The organism is Azospirillum endophyticum, from assembly GCF_016595245.1.
In the GTDB taxonomy this organism is placed as follows: domain Bacteria; phylum Pseudomonadota; class Alphaproteobacteria; order Azospirillales; family Azospirillaceae; genus Azospirillum; species Azospirillum endophyticum.
The window spans coordinates 818,482-833,228 of record NZ_JAENHM010000073.1; the positions used below are offsets into that span (position 1 = coordinate 818,482).

At 67.9% G+C, this 14,747-nt stretch carries 16 protein-coding genes; 10 read left to right on the forward strand and 6 right to left on the reverse strand.

Annotated elements, in window-relative coordinates; all coding sequences use genetic code 11:
- Positions 1-45: 45 nt before the first annotated feature.
- Positions 46-1,275 (reverse strand): MFS transporter, encoded by a 1,230-nt coding sequence (locus JHL17_RS30655; RefSeq protein WP_247893897.1) that lies wholly within the window; start codon positions 1,273-1,275, stop codon positions 46-48.
- A 196-nt stretch (positions 1,276-1,471) separates the two neighbouring features.
- Between JHL17_RS30655 and serS the strand changes: the two genes are divergently transcribed.
- Genes serS through JHL17_RS30675 form a run of 4 tightly spaced genes read left to right on the forward strand, consistent with a single transcriptional unit; the run spans position 1,472 to position 5,446 of the window.
- Positions 1,472-2,743, forward strand: a complete 1,272-nt coding sequence (gene serS / locus JHL17_RS30660; RefSeq protein ID WP_200198380.1) for a serine--tRNA ligase — start codon at positions 1,472-1,474, stop codon at positions 2,741-2,743.
- Entirely contained in the window at positions 2,743-3,525 is a 783-nt protein-coding gene (surE, locus tag JHL17_RS30665; RefSeq protein ID WP_200198381.1) for a 5'/3'-nucleotidase SurE, read from the forward strand. Before serS ends, surE begins: the two co-directional genes overlap by 1 nt.
- Positions 3,522-4,175, forward strand: coding sequence for a protein-L-isoaspartate(D-aspartate) O-methyltransferase (locus tag JHL17_RS30670; RefSeq protein WP_200198382.1), 654 nt, complete (start codon positions 3,522-3,524; stop codon positions 4,173-4,175). Before surE ends, JHL17_RS30670 begins: the two co-directional genes overlap by 4 nt.
- The gene (locus tag JHL17_RS30675; RefSeq protein WP_200198383.1) at positions 4,172-5,446 is read left to right on the forward strand and encodes a LysM peptidoglycan-binding domain-containing M23 family metallopeptidase; all 1,275 of its coding nucleotides are present in this window, start codon (positions 4,172-4,174) and stop codon (positions 5,444-5,446) included. Before JHL17_RS30670 ends, JHL17_RS30675 begins: the two co-directional genes overlap by 4 nt.
- On the opposite strand, the gene JHL17_RS30680 is transcribed toward JHL17_RS30675, so the two are convergent.
- Positions 5,403-6,296: an ATP-binding protein gene (locus tag JHL17_RS30680; RefSeq protein ID WP_200198384.1), complete on the reverse strand. Its 894-nt coding sequence runs from the start codon at positions 6,294-6,296 to the stop codon at positions 5,403-5,405. The genes JHL17_RS30675 and JHL17_RS30680 overlap by 44 nt on opposite strands.
- A 225-nt stretch (positions 6,297-6,521) precedes the next feature.
- On the opposite strand from JHL17_RS30680, the gene yajC reads away from it, so the two are divergent.
- The 6 genes from yajC to JHL17_RS30710 all read left to right on the forward strand — a co-directional run bounded on the left by yajC (position 6,522) and on the right by JHL17_RS30710 (position 10,670).
- Positions 6,522-6,947, forward strand: a complete 426-nt coding sequence (gene yajC, locus JHL17_RS30685) for a preprotein translocase subunit YajC (RefSeq protein ID WP_200198385.1) — start codon at positions 6,522-6,524, stop codon at positions 6,945-6,947.
- A 125-nt stretch (positions 6,948-7,072) separates the two neighbouring features.
- Complete coding sequence (gene secD / locus JHL17_RS30690) at positions 7,073-8,671, forward strand: protein translocase subunit SecD (protein WP_200198386.1); 1,599 nt, start codon at positions 7,073-7,075, stop codon at positions 8,669-8,671.
- Positions 8,672-8,682: 11 nt separating this feature from the next.
- Positions 8,683-9,639 (forward strand): protein translocase subunit SecF, encoded by a 957-nt coding sequence (gene secF / locus JHL17_RS30695; RefSeq protein WP_200198387.1) that lies wholly within the window; start codon positions 8,683-8,685, stop codon positions 9,637-9,639.
- 27 nt (positions 9,640-9,666) lie between these two features.
- Positions 9,667-10,044 carry an Mth938-like domain-containing protein gene (locus JHL17_RS30700; RefSeq protein ID WP_200198388.1) on the forward strand — a complete coding sequence of 126 codons (378 nt, stop codon included), beginning with the start codon at positions 9,667-9,669 and terminating at the stop codon, positions 10,042-10,044.
- 61 nt (positions 10,045-10,105) lie between these two features.
- The gene (locus JHL17_RS30705; protein ID WP_200198389.1) at positions 10,106-10,321 is read left to right on the forward strand and encodes an AbrB/MazE/SpoVT family DNA-binding domain-containing protein; all 216 of its coding nucleotides are present in this window, start codon (positions 10,106-10,108) and stop codon (positions 10,319-10,321) included.
- On the forward strand, positions 10,287-10,670 hold the full coding sequence (locus tag JHL17_RS30710; protein WP_345773914.1) for a type II toxin-antitoxin system PemK/MazF family toxin: 384 nt from the start codon (positions 10,287-10,289) through the stop codon (positions 10,668-10,670). The genes JHL17_RS30705 and JHL17_RS30710 overlap by 35 nt, the downstream gene beginning before the upstream one ends.
- 75 nt (positions 10,671-10,745) lie before the next feature.
- On the opposite strand, the gene JHL17_RS30715 is transcribed toward JHL17_RS30710, so the two are convergent.
- The 4 genes from JHL17_RS30715 to JHL17_RS30730 form a co-directional block, all read right to left on the reverse strand.
- Positions 10,746-11,339: a superoxide dismutase gene (locus tag JHL17_RS30715; protein WP_109446220.1), complete on the reverse strand. Its 594-nt coding sequence runs from the start codon at positions 11,337-11,339 to the stop codon at positions 10,746-10,748.
- 5 nt (positions 11,340-11,344) lie between these two features.
- Positions 11,345-12,778 (reverse strand): hydroxysqualene dehydroxylase HpnE, encoded by a 1,434-nt coding sequence (gene hpnE, locus JHL17_RS30720; protein ID WP_200198390.1) that lies wholly within the window; start codon positions 12,776-12,778, stop codon positions 11,345-11,347.
- Entirely contained in the window at positions 12,778-13,707 is a 930-nt protein-coding gene (gene hpnD, locus JHL17_RS30725; protein ID WP_200198391.1) for a presqualene diphosphate synthase HpnD, read from the reverse strand. Before hpnD ends, hpnE begins: the two co-directional genes overlap by 1 nt.
- A 70-nt stretch (positions 13,708-13,777) precedes the next feature.
- Complete coding sequence (locus JHL17_RS30730) at positions 13,778-14,650, reverse strand: squalene/phytoene synthase family protein (protein ID WP_200198392.1); 873 nt, start codon at positions 14,648-14,650, stop codon at positions 13,778-13,780.
- Positions 14,651-14,747: the final 97 nt, after the last annotated feature.

Here is a 14,747-nt window from a genome sequence, read left to right on the forward strand (position 1 = left end):
GCAAGGCAATGAGCCGAATCGGCGGCGCGACCGTTGGTCGCGCCATCAGCGGCTGCGCTGCAGTCCGGCTGTTACCCCCACCGCGACCGCAAGCAGCAGCCCGACGAAGGCGGCCACCCCGGTCCAGCCGAACCCATGCCAGAACAATCCGCCGAGCGTCCCGGCAAGCGTCGAGCCCAGATAGTAGCAGAACAGATAGATCGACGAGGCCTGTCCACGCGCTATCGCCGCCCGCCGGCCGATCCAGGCCGACACGATGGAATGGGCGCCGAAGAAAGCGAAGGTGAACAGGGCGATGCCAGCGGCGATGGCGAACAGGCCGTCGATCTCCATCAGGGCCAGCCCGGCCACCATCAGAGCCACCGCGGCTGCGAGGGTGCGATGCGACCCGAAGCGGCCCGACCAGGCACCGAACAGTGGCGAGCTGACGACGCCGAAACTGTAGACCAGGAAAACCGCACCGACGACGGCCGGGCGCAGTTCGAACGGCGATTCGCTCAGGCGGAAGCCGATATAGTTGAAGACGGTGACGAAGCCGCCCATCAGCAGAAAGCCGAGCGAAAATAGTCCGAGCAGGACCGGATCGGTCAGCAGCGCCCGCCAGGCCCGCACCAGCGCCGGCAGTCCGGCGGCACGGCGGACGAAATGGCGCGACGGCGGCAGGGCGAGCCAGACGGTGACGGCTGCGGCCACCGCCAGCGCGCCGACCACTCCGACGGCAAGCCTCCAGCTTCCCAGATCGGTGACCACCGCGGTCAGCACCCGGCCGGACATGCCGCCGATGGCGGTCCCGCCGATATAGAGTCCCATGGCGACGCCCGCCGATTTGGGGTCCACCTCTTCGGAGACATAGGCCATCGCCACCGCCGGCAGGCCGCTCAGCGCCAGCCCCTCCAGAGCCCGCACCGCCAAAAAGCCGTGCCAGCCCGGCATCAGCGAACCGATGATCCCAAGCACGCCGGCTCCGAGCAGGGCCGCCACCATCACCGGCTTGCGGCCGATCCCGTCGGAGATGGCGCCCGCCACCAGCAATGCCACCGCCAGCACCCCGGTGGTCAGCGACAGCGACAGGCTGGATTCCGCCGGCGTCACTCCGAACTCCCGCACGAAATCGGGCAGCAGCGGCTGGACGCAATAAAGCGTGGCGAAGGTGGAGAAACCGGCGACGAACAGGATGCGGCTGGCACGGCGGTAGGCGGGGGTGCCGGCCTGCAGATAGGCCGTATCGGCACCGGTTTCGATCTCGTCGCGCAAGCCTTCGGCTCCCTTTTCCATCGGAGGCGCCGTCTGTTGCGGCGCAACAGCGACTTTGCCCCGCGGCGCCCGTCCAGTCCAACAGGCGCCAAGGCGGAGCGGCCATGCCGCCCGTGCAGATCCCTATCAGGAGAGGTGCGACGACGGCCTTCCACTGGACCTTGGACGGGTCGCGCCGTATAACCAGTGCCCCACACAATTCGTTGATGTTCGAGCCATGCACGACCTTCGCGCCATCCGTGAAAATCCCGAAGCCTTCGACCGCGGCCTCGGCCGCCGGGGACTGGCACCGATGTCGTCCTCCGTGCTCGACCTCGACGGCCGCCGCCGCACCGCGCAGACCCAGATGCAGGAGATGCAGGCCCGCCGGAACGAGGCGGCCAAGGAGATCGGCCTGGCCAAGCGCGAAGGCCGCGATGCCCAGCCGATCCTGGACGAGATGGCGACCCTGAAGGAGCGCCTGCCGCAGGTCGAGGAGGAGGAACGCGCGCTCGGCGCCGAACTCGACGCGATTCTGGCGGGCATCCCCAACATCCCGGCCGACGACGTGCCGGACGGGCCGGACGAGACGGCCAACGTCGAGGTCCGCCGCTGGGGCACCCCGGCCGACATCGCCAATCCCAAGCAGCATTACGAGTTGGGCGAAGCGCTGGGCCTGATGGATTTCGAGGCGGCGGCCCGGATGTCCGGCGCCCGCTTCACCGTGCTGAAAGGCGGGCTGGCCCGTCTTGAGCGCGCGCTCGCCGACTTCATGCTGGACATCCACACCGGCGAGCACGGCTTCACCGAGATCGCCCCGCCGCTGATGGTCCGCGACAACGCCCTGTTCGGCACCGGCCAGTTGCCGAAGTTCGAGGAGGATCTGTTCAAGACCACCTCGTCCGACCATTACCTGATCCCGACCAGCGAGGTGCCGCTGACCAACCTGGTCAACGACCAGATCGTCGCGTCGGAGGAATTGCCGCTGCGCTACACGGCGCTGACCCCCTGCTTCCGCGCGGAGGCCGGGTCGGCCGGGCGCGACACCCGCGGCATGATCCGCCAGCACCAGTTCTGGAAAGTGGAGATGGTCGCCATCACCACCCCGGAACAGTCCGAGGACGAGCATCAGCGTATGACGCGCTGCGCCGAGACGGTGCTGGAGCGGCTGGGGCTGCCCTACCGCACCATCGTTCTGTGCACCGGCGACATGGGCTTCTCCTCGCGCAAGACCTATGACGTCGAGGTCTGGCTGCCCGGGCAGAACGCATACCGCGAGATCTCCAGCATTTCCAATTGCGGAGATTTCCAGGCGCGGCGGATGAAGGCCCGTTGCCGGACGAAGGGCGAGAAGCAAACTCAATTCGTCCACACCCTCAACGGATCGGGTGTGGCGGTCGGGCGCTGCCTGATCGCGGTGCTGGAGAACTACCAGCAGCCCGACGGTTCGATCCTGGTTCCCGAAGCGCTCCGCCCCTACATGCGCGGAGTGGAGAGGATTTCCATCTGATGTTCGATCTGCCGCTCGACCTGTCCCAGGCCCGGATCCTCGTCACCAACGACGACGGCATCCATGCGCAGGGATTGAAGGTCTTGGAAGCCATCGCGCGCGAACTGTCCGACGACGTCTGGGTCGTCGCGCCGGAGATGGAGCAATCGGCGGCCAGCCATTCGCTGACCATCAACCGGCCGCTGCGCCTGCGCAAGCTGGACGATCGCCGCTTCACCGTCGACGGCACGCCGACCGACTGCGTGCTGCTGGCGGTCAACCATGTGATGAAGGATGCCCGTCCGACGCTGGTGCTGTCCGGCGTCAACCAGGGCTCCAACATCGGCGAGGACGTGACCTATTCCGGCACCATCGCCGCGGCGATGGAGGCGACGCTGCTGAACGTCCCGGCCATCGCCATGAGCCAGCATTACGAAACGGGCCAGCCGATCGACTGGTCCGCCGCCGCCGCCCATGGCGCCGACGTCGTGCGCAAGGCGGTGACGGTGGCCTGGCCGAAGAACGTGCTGCTGAACGTCAACTTCCCGGCCCGGCCGGCTGCGGAGGTGACGGGCATCCAGGTGGTGCGGCACGGCAAGCGCAAGATCGGCGACGAGTTGTTGGAGCGTGTCGACCCGCGCGGCAAGCCCTATATCTGGATCGGCACCTTGCGCGGCGAGGCCGATGTGGCCGACGACACCGACATCCATGTCGTGTTCAACGGCGGCATCTCGGTGACGCCGGTCTATCTCGACCTCACCCATACGCCGACGCTGCAGACGTTGAGGCAGGCCTTCGTGTGACCTACAACCCGCGCAAGATCCGCTTGCTCATGGCCCTTCGCGGGGCTGGCGTCACCGACACGAAGGTGTTGGCGGCGATCGAGCGGATCCCGCGCGAGTTGTTCGTTCCGGAGGCTTTCCAGGACCGGGCCTGGGAGGACACGGCGCTGCCGATCGACCTGGGCCAGACCATCAGCCAGCCGCTGGTGGTCGGCCTGATGACCCAGGCGCTGGAGTTGCAGCCGCGGCATCTCGTCCTGGAGATCGGCACGGGTTCCGGCTATCAGGCGGCGGTGCTGTCGCGGCTCTGCCGCAGGGTCTTCACGATGGAGCGGCTGAAACCGCTTCTGCGGGAGGCCGAGGCCCGGTTCGAGGCGCTCGACATCGGCAACATCACCACGCGGCTCGGCGACGGGACGCGGGGCTGGCCGGAACAGGCGCCCTTCGCACGCATACTGGTTACGGCCGCCGGCGGGCCGGAACCGCCAAAAGACTTGACGGATCAACTCGCCGTTGGTGGTGTCATGGTCATTCCACTCGGGAGCGATCACCGCGGCCAAAGGGTCGTGCGTTTCCGGCGCTCCGAAGCTGGCCTTATCCGGGAGGACCTGTGGCCCGTCCGTTTCGTTCCGCTGCTTTCCGACCCGCCGCAACCGGTCCGTTCCGCATGAAATCCGTATTCTCCTCGCGCGTCCTGTCCGCGCTCGTCCTGTCCACCGCCGTCCTGGCGCTCGGCGCCTGCGAGCGGATCGGCGGGCTGGCGCCCTTCACCAGCGTCTCCGAGGTGCCGGATTCGGCCGGCGGCGCCATCGCCGTACAGAAGGGCGACAGCGCCTACAGCCTGTCGCGGCGCTACAATGTGCCGTTGCGCGACCTGATCGAGGCCAACAAGCTGGCGCCGCCCTACCGGCTGGAGGTCGGCCAGCGGCTGGTCCTGCCGACGTCGCGCCAATACATCGTGCAGAAGGGCGACAGCCTCTACAGCATTTCCCGCATGCACAATGTCGACGTCAGCGAACTGACGCGGCTGAACAACCTGACGCCGCCCTATGGGGTGAAGGTCGGTCAGCCCCTCCGCCTGCCGGGCGCCAATGGCGACAGCGGCACCATGGTGGCGGGCGGTGCGGCGACCGGGGGAGCCGTACCCTTGACGCCGCAAGAGGTGCCGGGCGGCCCGGCCGCCGGCCGCGGATCGATCCAATCCGCCGAACTGCCGCCTCCGGGGGTGCCCTCTTCGGGCGGCATCGCCGCGACGCCGCTGCCGCCGCAGCCCAAGGCGGGTGCCGCGCCGGGACCGTCCGCCGACCAGGCGCAGCCACCGGCCGCCCAGGGCGATATGACCTATCAGCCGGGCCAAGCTCCGACCCTGTTGCGCCCGCCCGGCAGCAAGCCGGCTCCGACACCGATCCCGGCGCCCGTCGCAACCACGCCGCCTGCGCCCCAGCAGGAGGTGGTCGCCGCCGCGCCGCCGCCCAAGCCGGAGCCGAAGGCCGAAGTCGGCGCCCCGCCGCCGCGCGGCAGCGCCCGCTTCCTGTGGCCGGTGAAGGGGAAGCTGATCTCCGGCTTCGGGCCGAAGCCCGATGGGCTGCACAATGACGGCTTGAACATCGCCGCACCGAAGGGTGCCGCCGTGGTCGCCGCCGACAACGGCGTCGTCGCCTATGCCGGCAACGAGCTGCGGGGCTTCGGCAACCTGCTGCTGCTGAAGCATTCCGACGGCTGGATCACCGCCTATGCCCATCTCGACAAGATCGAGGTGGAACGCGGCGCGACGGTGAAGCGGGGGCAGATGATCGCCCGGGTCGGCCAAACCGGCGGCGTGTCCTCGCCCCAGCTCCATTTCGAACTGCGCAAGGGCAGCCAGGCCGTCGACCCGAGCGATCAGATGGACCGCAAGGTCAGCGAAGGGGCTTCCCGAGGCGGCCAGCCAAGTCCTGGATGAACTGCCAAGCCACCCGGCCCGACCGGCTTCCGCGCGTGACCGACCATTCCACGGCCTCCGCGTGCAGCCGGTCTTCCGGGATGTCCAGGCCGAAATGGCGGACATAGCCCTCGATCATCGCGAAATAGGTGTCCTGATCGCAGTTGTGGAAGCCCAGCCACAGCCCGAAGCGGTCGGACAGCGACACCTTCTCCTCCACCGCCTCCGCCGGGTTGATCGCGGTCGACCGCTCGTTCTCGATCATGTCGCGCGGCATCAGATGGCGGCGGTTGGAGGTGGCGTAGAACACCACATTGTCCGGCCGGCCCTCGATCCCGCCGTCCAGCACCGCCTTCAGCGACTTGTAATGCGCGTCGTCATGGTCGAAGGACAGATCGTCGCAGAACAGGATGAAGCGGCGCGCCTCGCCCTTCAGCCGGGTCAGCAGGCGGGGCAGGGTGGGGATGTCCTCGCGGTGGATTTCCACAAGCGCCAGTTCGCCCGGCCGCTCGATGCAGATGGCGGCGTGGGCGGCCTTGACCAGCGAGCTCTTGCCGGTACCGCGCGCTCCCCACAGAAGGGCGTTGTTGGCCGGCAGGCCGGCCGCGAAGCGGCGGGTGTTGTCCAGCAGGATCTCCCGCTGCCGCTCGATCCCCTGCAGCAGCATGATGTCGACGCGGTTGACCACGGGCACCGGCTCCAGTCTGTCGGGATCGGGATGCCAGACGAAGGCGTCGGCCGCGCCGAAGTCCAGCGGCCGGTCCGGCGGCGGGGCCAGACGCTCCAGCGCCTCGGCGATGCGGGTCAGCAGTGGCAGGAGCGACTGATCCGCACCATGGCCGCTGCCGGAGCTGTTGATGGATTGCGACATGTTTTTCCGGATATTTTTTCTGGATGTTCCATGGAAAGTGGGCGTCCGCGCAGCCATCTTTCCGACGCCTTCGCACCGTAACACAGCAGGGCAAGCACACAAGCTGTGGCCGCCCTGCGGATCGTGGCGCATCACCATTGCATCCCGATCATGGGCGGCTATAGTCGCGGCGTCCCGGCGGAACGTCGATCCGGTGCCGAGACCAAACCTGTAAGGAGCTTCCAGATGTTCGTTTCGACGGCTTATGCACAGACGGCGGCCTCGGCTGGCGGCGGCGGTGACATGCTCGTCCAGTTCGCGCCGCTGATCCTGATCTTCGTCGTCTTCTACTTCCTGCTGATCCGTCCGCAGCAGAAGAAGATGAAGGAGCATAAGGCGATGCTGTCGGCGATCCGCCGCGGCGACCGCGTCGTGACCGGCGGCGGCATCATCGGCATTGTCACCAAGGTCGGCACCGACGACGAGATCACCGTCGAAATCGCGGAGAATGTGCGCGTGCGCTGCCTGCGCTCGACCGTGAACATCGTTCTCGCCAAGACCGAGCCGGCCGGCAAGTCCGGCGGCGACGCCGCCACGCCGGTCGTCGAGGGCGAGGCCAAGCCGGCCGACACCGCCGCCGGCGGGATCGGCAAGCTGTTCGGCCGCAAGTAAGCCGCAGCCGGGCCCCTCTCACGCGGGTCGGCCCGAAGGCGCTTCCCGTCCGGCCCGGCCGGTTGCCGCCCGCATGGGGCGGACCGGTCGTCCGGTTCGGGTGTCTGATCGGATTCGAGTGACGCATGCTCTATTTTTCGCGCTGGAAGATTTACATGATCCTGGCGACCTGTATCGCCGGGTTCGTCCTGATGCTGCCCAACTTCCTGGGCCGCGACACGCTGGCGGCGCTGCCGTCCTGGTATGCCAACACCCGGGTGTCGCTGGGTCTCGACCTGCGCGGCGGATCGCATCTGTTGCTCGAAGTCGACATGGCCACCGTCATCCGTGACCGGGTGGAAGGTCTGGTCGACGGCGCCCGCCAGCAGCTGCGCACCGCCAATGTCGGCTACACCGCGCTGAACGCCGGCGAGCGCGCCGTGACGGTCCAGCTTCGCGATCCGGCCCAGGCCGACGAGGCGGTCAAGGCCCTGCGCCAGCTCGCCAACCCGGTCGGCCGCACGGCGTTGGGCGGCGGCGTTCCCGACATCGACGTGAGCACCGCCGACGGCACGGTGACCGTGACGCTGAGCGAGGTCGGGCTGCGCGACCGCGCCACCCAGGCCATCGAACAGTCGATCGAGATCGTCCGCCGCCGTATCGACGAGACCGGCGTGAACGAGCCGACCATCGCCCGCCAAGGCAACGACCGCATCCTGGTCCAGCTGCCCGGCGTCGAGGATCCCGACCGCATCAAGCGGCTGCTCGGCACCACCGCCAAGATGACGTTCCGGCTGGTCGATGGGAATGCCGACCCCAATACCGGCCGCGCTCCTCCGGGTTCGGAGATCCTGCCGTCGGCCGAGGGCGACCGCTACCAGTCCAAATACGTCATCCGCAAGAAGGTCGAGGTCGACGGCGCGACGCTGCAGAACGCGTCGGCCGGCACCAACCCGCAGACCGGCGAGTGGGTGGTGAATTTCGAGTTCAACAGCGCCGGCGCCAACCGCTTCGCCGAAGTGACCAGGCAGAATGTCGGCCGTCCCTTCGCCATCGTGCTCGACAACAAGGTCATCAGCGCCCCCGTCATCCGCGAGCCGATCACCGGCGGACGTGGCCAGATCAGCGGCAACTTCACCGCAGCCAATGCCAACGACCTCGCCGTCCTGCTGCGCGCCGGCGCCCTGCCGGCGCCGCTGAAGGTGATCGAGGAGCGGACCGTCGGCCCCGACCTCGGCGCCGATTCGATCCGCGCCGGCCTGACCGCCGTCGTCGTCGGCTTCGTGATGGTCTGCATCTACATGATCGCCAGCTACGGGCTGTTCGGCGCCTTCGCCTGCTCGGCGCTGTTCATCAACCTCGTGCTGACGCTGGCGGCGCTGTCGCTGCTGCAGGCCACCCTGACGCTGCCGGGCATCGCCGGCGTCCTGCTGTCGCTGGGTCTGGCGGTCGACGCCAACATCCTGATCAACGAGCGCATCCGCGAGGAGACGAAGAAGGGCCGCGGCGTCTTCGCCTCGATGGAGGCCGGCTTCAGCCGGGCCTACAGCACCATCGTCGACAGCAACCTGACGACGGCCATCAAGATGGCGCTGCTGTTCGTCTTCGGCACCGGCACGATCAAGGGCTTCGCCGTCACCATCACCTTCGGCATCCTCATCTCCATGTTCACCGCCACGGTGCTCGTGCGCCTGATGATGGTGACCTGGCTGCGCCGGACGCGTCCGGCCGCGTTGCCGGTCTGAGAGGTCTTACGATGTTCCATCTCCGCCTCGTCCCCGACAACACCAAGATCCCCTTCATGAACGGCCGCATCGCCGGCCTCGTCGTGTCGGCGATCCTGTCCATCGCGTCGATCGTCCTGTTCTTCCACCCCGGCCTGAACTACGGCATCGATTTCCGCGGCGGCATCGTCATCGAGGCCCGCACGCCGCAGGCAGCCGACTTCGCCTCGCTGCGCCACACCTTGTCCGGCCTCGGCATGGGCCAAGTGGCGCTGCAGGAGTTCGGGTCGCCGCAGGACGTGCTGATCCGTCTGGAACGGCAGCCCGGCGACGACGCCGCCCAGCAGGTGGCGGCCGACAAGGTGCGCAACACGCTGGCCGAAGCCGTGCCCGGCACCCAGGTGCGCCGTGTCGAGGCCGTCGGCGCGTCGGTCAGCGGCGAGCTGTTCGCCAACGGCATGCTGGCGCTCGGCCTCGCAATGCTGGCGATGCTGGTCTACATCTGGTTCCGCTTCGAGTGGCAGTTCGGCTTCGGCGCGGTGGTGACGCTGATCCTCGACATCACCAAGATCGTCGGCTTCTACGCCATCACCGACATCCAGTTCAACCTGACGGCGGTGGCGGCCATCCTGACCGTCATGGGCTATTCGGTGAACGACAAGGTCGTGGTCTATGACCGCATGCGCGAGAATCTGCGCATCTACAAGAAGATGCCCTTGCGCGACCTGATCGACATGTCGATCAACGAGACGCTGAACCGCACCGTCGGCACCTCAGTCTGCACGCTGCTGTCGATCATTCCGCTGGCGCTGTTCGGTGGCGAGGCCCTGCAGGACTTCGGCATCGTGCTGATCTTCGGCGTTATCCTTGCGACCAGCTCGTCGGTGTTCATCGCCGCCCCCATCTTGCTGTTCCTGGGCGAGAACCGCCTGCGGCGCGGCACTCCGACGGATGCCCCCGCGGGCAACAAGCCGGCGACCACGCCGTAAGGTCGGGCAAGAACAGGAGAGGACAGCATGGCCGACATCATGCCGATGATCCCGTCGGACCGTCAGGTCATCGACGGCTATGGTCCGGGGCAGTTCTGCATTTCCGGCCAATGGCGCATCGGCGCGGTCATCGTCCTCCCCGACCGCACCTTGCCCTGGGAGGCGACCGAAGTCGCCGCCCTGACGATCGGCGACTTCGGTCCCGTTCTGGCGGCCGAGCCGAAGGTGGAGATCCTGCTGCTCGGCACCGGCGGCACCATGCGCATGATCCCGAAGGAGCTGCGCCTGGGCCTGCGCGAGCAGGGGATCGTGGTGGAACTGATGGATAGCCGCGCGGTGTGCCGGACCTACAACGTCCTGCTGGCCGAAGGCCGCCGGGTGGCTGCCGCGATGCTGCCTGTTTAGCTGACATTGAAGTTGTAACGACCAAGCAGTATCGTAAGGATGTTCCTTACTGCGGTGCCCCATGATCACCAGCAAGCTGACCAGCAAGGCCCAGACGACGATCCCGCAGCCGGTCCGCGCAGCGTTGGGTCTGCATGAAGGCGATGAGATCGCTTATCGTATCGAAGACGGCCGAGTCATCCTGACCCGTGCCGCTCCGGCCTCTGCCGATGACCCCTTCCGCTGCTTTACGGAGTGGGACGGTGAAGCCGATCGGCAGGCCTATGCCGACCTTTGAAGCCTGGAACGTCGTCAAGGTTCCCTTCCCATACGCCGACCGTCCGGTCCGCCAGCGTCGGCCGGCGTTGGTCATTGCGGCAAACGACCTACAAGCAAGCCACAGCTTGGTCTGGGTGTTGATGATCACCAGTGCCGAAAACCGGAGTTGGCCGTCCGATGTGCTTGTCAGCGACCTTGGAGCCGCAGGGTTACCCGCTCCTTCCGTCGTGCGTACGGCGAAGGTCGCCGTGATCGATGCGCGTGACGCTGAATTGCTTGGTACTTTGACCGTTGGCGACCGTCGAACGGTCAGCCGGCAGGTTGGTCGCCATCTTGAAGAGATGCTGAAGGCGGACGGAAGCGTTTAGCGCCGCAAACGACAAAGGCGCCCGAGAGGGCGCCTTTGCGTTTTCAACCCGCTGCTTCACCCAACTGCGGGAACGTTACGCAGCCAGCTGCTCGGCGGCGAAGTCCCAGTTGGCGAGGTTGTCGATGACCGCCTTCACGAAATCGGCGCGGCGGTTCTGGAAGTCGACGTAATAGGCATGCTCCCACACGTCGATGGTGAACAGCGGCTTCTGGCCGTGCGCCAGCGGGGTGTCGGCGTTGCCGGTCTTGCCGACCTTCAGCTTGCCGCCGTCCAGGTACAGCCAGGCCCAGCCCGAGCCGAACTGGGTCAGGGCGGCCTGGGTCAGCTCTTCCTTGAACTTCTCGACGCTGCCGAAGTCGGCGACGATGCGCTGCTCCAGGGCGGCCGGCATCTTGCCGCCGTCCTTCTTCAGGCACTGCCAGAAGAAGGTGTGGTTCCACACCTGGGCGGCGTTGTTGAAGATGCCGACCTTGGACGAATCGCCGGCGGAGGCCTTGATGACCTCCTCCAGGCTGGCGTCGGCCAGCGGCGTGTCCTTGGTCAGGTTGTTCAGGTTGGTGACGTAGGTCTGGTGGTGCTTGTCATGGTGCAGGTGCAGGGTCTCCGACGAGATGTACGGAGCCAGAGCGTCGTAGGCATACGGGAGCGGCGGAAGTTCGAACGCCATTTGATTTACCCTCTCTTCTTTGATTGTCCTTCCGGGCCGCGCCTTGCGGGTGCGGCACCTCCGACCGTCCAAATAGGCCGATGACGGAAGCTTGTGAAGGCCGGAAACACTCTCGAACGTCGTATAGGGTTATTTCCATTCGACAAACACCTTCCGGCCGCCCGGTTTCCGGAGCGTACGGCAGCTTCCAGGGTGGCGGGAAGCCCCGTTTCCGTCCAGTCGCCGGCCAGCGTCAGGTTGCTCCACCGGGTTCGATGTCCAGGACGGCGCGCGACCGAGTCGGGAGACTGGTCGGGGGTCGCCCGCCGTTCCTTCACCACGCGGTAGGGTGGAATCGTATCCCCGAGTCGCGAAGCCAGACGTAGGTGAGGGGCGATCTCGGCCCATAGCCGGGCGGCGATGTCCCCGGCCGGCAGATCGGCCAGCGCATCCGCATCGCTGACGGTGACCGACAGCAGATCGTCGCGGAGAAACAGCCATTCCGCCGTGCCGCCGACCAGCCCGGCGAAGGGCAGGCCTCCCGGCAGGCGCACCGGCCCGTCCAACCGGACATGCAGGTTGACGATGGCCGGCCCCGGCGGCGGTACCGTCAGTCCGGGCACCAATCTTTCGGCTACCCACGCCGGCACGGCGAGAATGACGCTATCCAGCGGGCCGAGCATCACTGCGCCGCCTCCGGCGGAGAAGCCGGTCAGACGGTCATCGTCGAATGTCAGGCCATCGATCCGTGCGCCGAGATGGAGTGCCGCGCCACCTGCCCGCAGCCGGGTCAAGGCCGGATCGACGAAGGCGGCGGACAGGCCGCGCGGCGCCAGCACCGGCCGGCAGGCGGCTTCGCCCTTCAACAGCGTCTCGCGCAGCACTGCGCCGAACAGGCGGGCGGAGACGCGCTCCACCGGCCCGTTGAGGGCGGAGACCGCCAGGGGGCGCCACAGCGGCTCGAACAGCGTGCCGGCGGGCGGCAGGCAATCGGCGACGGTTTTCTCCCGGCGGGCGGTCAGGCAGCGCAGGGCGGCGAGATAGTCGAGCGGCCGGCTTCCGGGCACCCGGCGGGCGGAATCGAACAGCCAGAACCCGCCGGGGCGCAGGGTCCAGGCGGCGCCGTCGCGCAGATCGAGGAAGGGGAAGGCCGCCGGCCGCAGTTCCTCCAGTGCATCGTCGCCGCCGATCCGCCGGGCATAGTCGAGCAGCGCCCGGTTGCCGCTGAGCACCATATGGCTGCCGTTGTCGATGGAACGGCCGAGCGTGGCGTCATGGAAGCTGCGGCAGCGCCCACCGGCTTGCGGCGCCTGGTCATAGATCGCGACGCGCCTGCCGGCTTCCGCCAGCCTGACCGCCGCGGCGAGGCCGGCGAGGCCGGCGCCGATCACATGGACGACTCCGGGGGCGACGACTCCGGGGGCGACGATTCCAGGGGTGCCGATGCCCGCCTCGCTCATCAGGCGGCGGGGGGAATGCCGAGCATGCAGCGCACGGCCACCCAGGCGCTCTCGCGCCGGCCCACCCGCACCCGGGCATTCAGGTCGCGCCAGCCGGCGGCGCGCAGGCGCTTCAGCACTCTATGATACAGCACCATCATGGCGGTGGCCGCCCACAGCGATCCGCGCGCCTGTCCGGCGATGGCGGATCGCGCTTCGGCGAAGCGAAGCTCGGCCAACTCGGCCAGCGCCTCGCAGGCCTTGGGCAGGGCCGGGTGAGCCAGGACCTCGCCCGGGCGGTCGCTGTCGATGCCGGCGGCCAGAAGCAGCTCGCGCGGCAGGTAGAGCCGGTCCAGCCCGGCATCCTCGGCGAGATCACGCAGGATGTTGGTCAGCTGCAAGGCCTCTCCGAGCGCCAGGGCGAACCGCTCGGTGGCGGGATCGGCGCGGTCGAACACGCGGATCGCCAGCAGGCCGACCGCGCCGGCGACGCGTCGGCAGTACAGAAGCAGGGTATCGAGGTCGGGCGCCCGCATGCCGCCTGAACCGGGTACCTCCCCGGCGACGTCCATCGCCATGCCGTCGATCAGGGCCTCCAGCTCCGCACGCGGCAGGCCGTAGCGGTCGATCGCCCCCTTCAACGCGGCGGTCAGCGGGCCGCTGGGGGCGCCGCCGACATAAAGGTCGCGGATGTCCTTGCGCCAGACATCGAGCGCCGCGCGCTTGGCATCAGGGTCGCCGGGCTCGTCGGCGATGTCGTCGATTCGCCGGCAGAAGGCATAGATGGCGAACATCGCCGCACGCTTGGAAGCGGGCAGCAGACGCATCGGCCAGTAGAAGGTGCTGCCCGACTTGGCGGCGACCCTGGACGCCGTATCGGGTGCCTGGCCATCCGGCAACGTCGTGGATCCCGATTCCAGCGGGGCCGTCTCCAGCGGCGGAGGGGTCATCTGTAGCATCCTGGGCATTGCACGCCGTGACGTGCCCGACAGTGCACCTCACGGCGTTTGGGCCCGGAGTTTATGCGGCGGAGAAGCTTCGCGCCAGTCCCCGCGCCACCGCCGCCAGCTTGTGGTGCGCACCCAGCGTCACCCGCGCCTTCATCGGGTCGCGGGCCTTCAGCCGCCGCGACAGCGATTCGGCGAGGCTGAGGATCACCGCCGCCTCCATCCGCAGGCCTCGGTGCTGGATCAGGCCGGGCAGGGCGGCGGCGCGCTCCAGCAGCCGGTCGGTATGCTCCAGCGCCTGGTCGAAGATGGCACGCAGGCGGGCGTCGCTCTCGGCTTCGACCAAGCGCTCGACGCTGATCCCGGCCTCGTCGAACCAGGCCAGCGGAACGTAGCAGCGGCCGAGCTGCGTCCAATCCTCCCGCGCATCCTGCAGATGGTTCAGGATCTGCAGCGCGGAGCACAGCGCGTCGGAAGCCGGCCCGGCGGCCACCCCCTCGCCATGCAGTTCCAGCAGGTAGCGGCCAACCGGGTTGGCGGAGAATCGGCAGTAGAGAAGCAGGTCGCTCCAGCTGTGGCAGCGGGCGCCGACCGAATCGCGCCGGAAGGCGCGCAGGACCTGCCGGGCATGGCGGTCGCTGACGCCGGTCTTCTGCAGGCTTTCCCGCAGGTCGGTCGCCGGCTTCAGGTAGGCGTGCTTGGCCTGTCCGGAGGTCAGAGCCCGTTCCAGCGCCTCCAGATAGGCCAGCTTGGTCTCCGGCTCGAGATCCGGGTCGTCGGCGATGTCGTCGGCCAAGCGCACGAAGCGGTAGAAGGCGATCACATGCGGACGCAGATGCTTCGGTATCAGGCGGGACGCGACGGGAAAATTCTCTCCCGATTCGTCCTTGCGTGCGACCGGACCGGTCTTGCGGGGTTTCGTCGGGGCGATGTTGAAATCCGTCATGGGATCCCTGCCTGCTGCGCGTCGGGGCTGGCGGTGCGACCGTGTGTGCTTCATATAGGCGTAGCAACAGGCTTTGGCCCGTCCTTCCAACACTCCT

Excerpts from the sequence above, each read along its gene's own strand:
- JHL17_RS30680 (WP_200198384.1), bottom strand. The coding sequence starts at position 6,296 with ATGTCGCAATCCATCAACAGCTCCGGCAGCGGCCATGGTGCGGATCAG.
- hpnE (WP_200198390.1), bottom strand. The coding sequence starts at position 12,778 with ATGAGCGAGGCGGGCATCGGCACCCCTGGAATCGTCGCCCCCGGAGTC.
- surE (WP_200198381.1), top strand. The coding sequence starts at position 2,743 with ATGTTCGATCTGCCGCTCGACCTGTCCCAGGCCCGGATCCTCGTCACC.
- JHL17_RS30700 (WP_200198388.1), top strand. The coding sequence starts at position 9,667 with ATGGCCGACATCATGCCGATGATCCCGTCGGACCGTCAGGTCATCGAC.
- JHL17_RS30675 (WP_200198383.1), top strand. The coding sequence starts at position 4,172 with ATGAAATCCGTATTCTCCTCGCGCGTCCTGTCCGCGCTCGTCCTGTCC.
- JHL17_RS30705 (WP_200198389.1), top strand. The coding sequence starts at position 10,106 with ATGATCACCAGCAAGCTGACCAGCAAGGCCCAGACGACGATCCCGCAG.
- JHL17_RS30730 (WP_200198392.1), bottom strand. The coding sequence starts at position 14,650 with ATGACGGATTTCAACATCGCCCCGACGAAACCCCGCAAGACCGGTCCG.
- secD (WP_200198386.1), top strand. The coding sequence starts at position 7,073 with ATGCTCTATTTTTCGCGCTGGAAGATTTACATGATCCTGGCGACCTGT.
- hpnD (WP_200198391.1), bottom strand. The coding sequence starts at position 13,707 with ATGACCCCTCCGCCGCTGGAGACGGCCCCGCTGGAATCGGGATCCACG.
- yajC (WP_200198385.1), top strand. The coding sequence starts at position 6,522 with ATGTTCGTTTCGACGGCTTATGCACAGACGGCGGCCTCGGCTGGCGGC.
- secF (WP_200198387.1), top strand. The coding sequence starts at position 8,683 with ATGTTCCATCTCCGCCTCGTCCCCGACAACACCAAGATCCCCTTCATG.
- JHL17_RS30655 (WP_247893897.1), bottom strand. The coding sequence starts at position 1,275 with ATGGAAAAGGGAGCCGAAGGCTTGCGCGACGAGATCGAAACCGGTGCC.
- JHL17_RS30715 (WP_109446220.1), bottom strand. The coding sequence starts at position 11,339 with ATGGCGTTCGAACTTCCGCCGCTCCCGTATGCCTACGACGCTCTGGCT.
- serS (WP_200198380.1), top strand. The coding sequence starts at position 1,472 with ATGCACGACCTTCGCGCCATCCGTGAAAATCCCGAAGCCTTCGACCGC.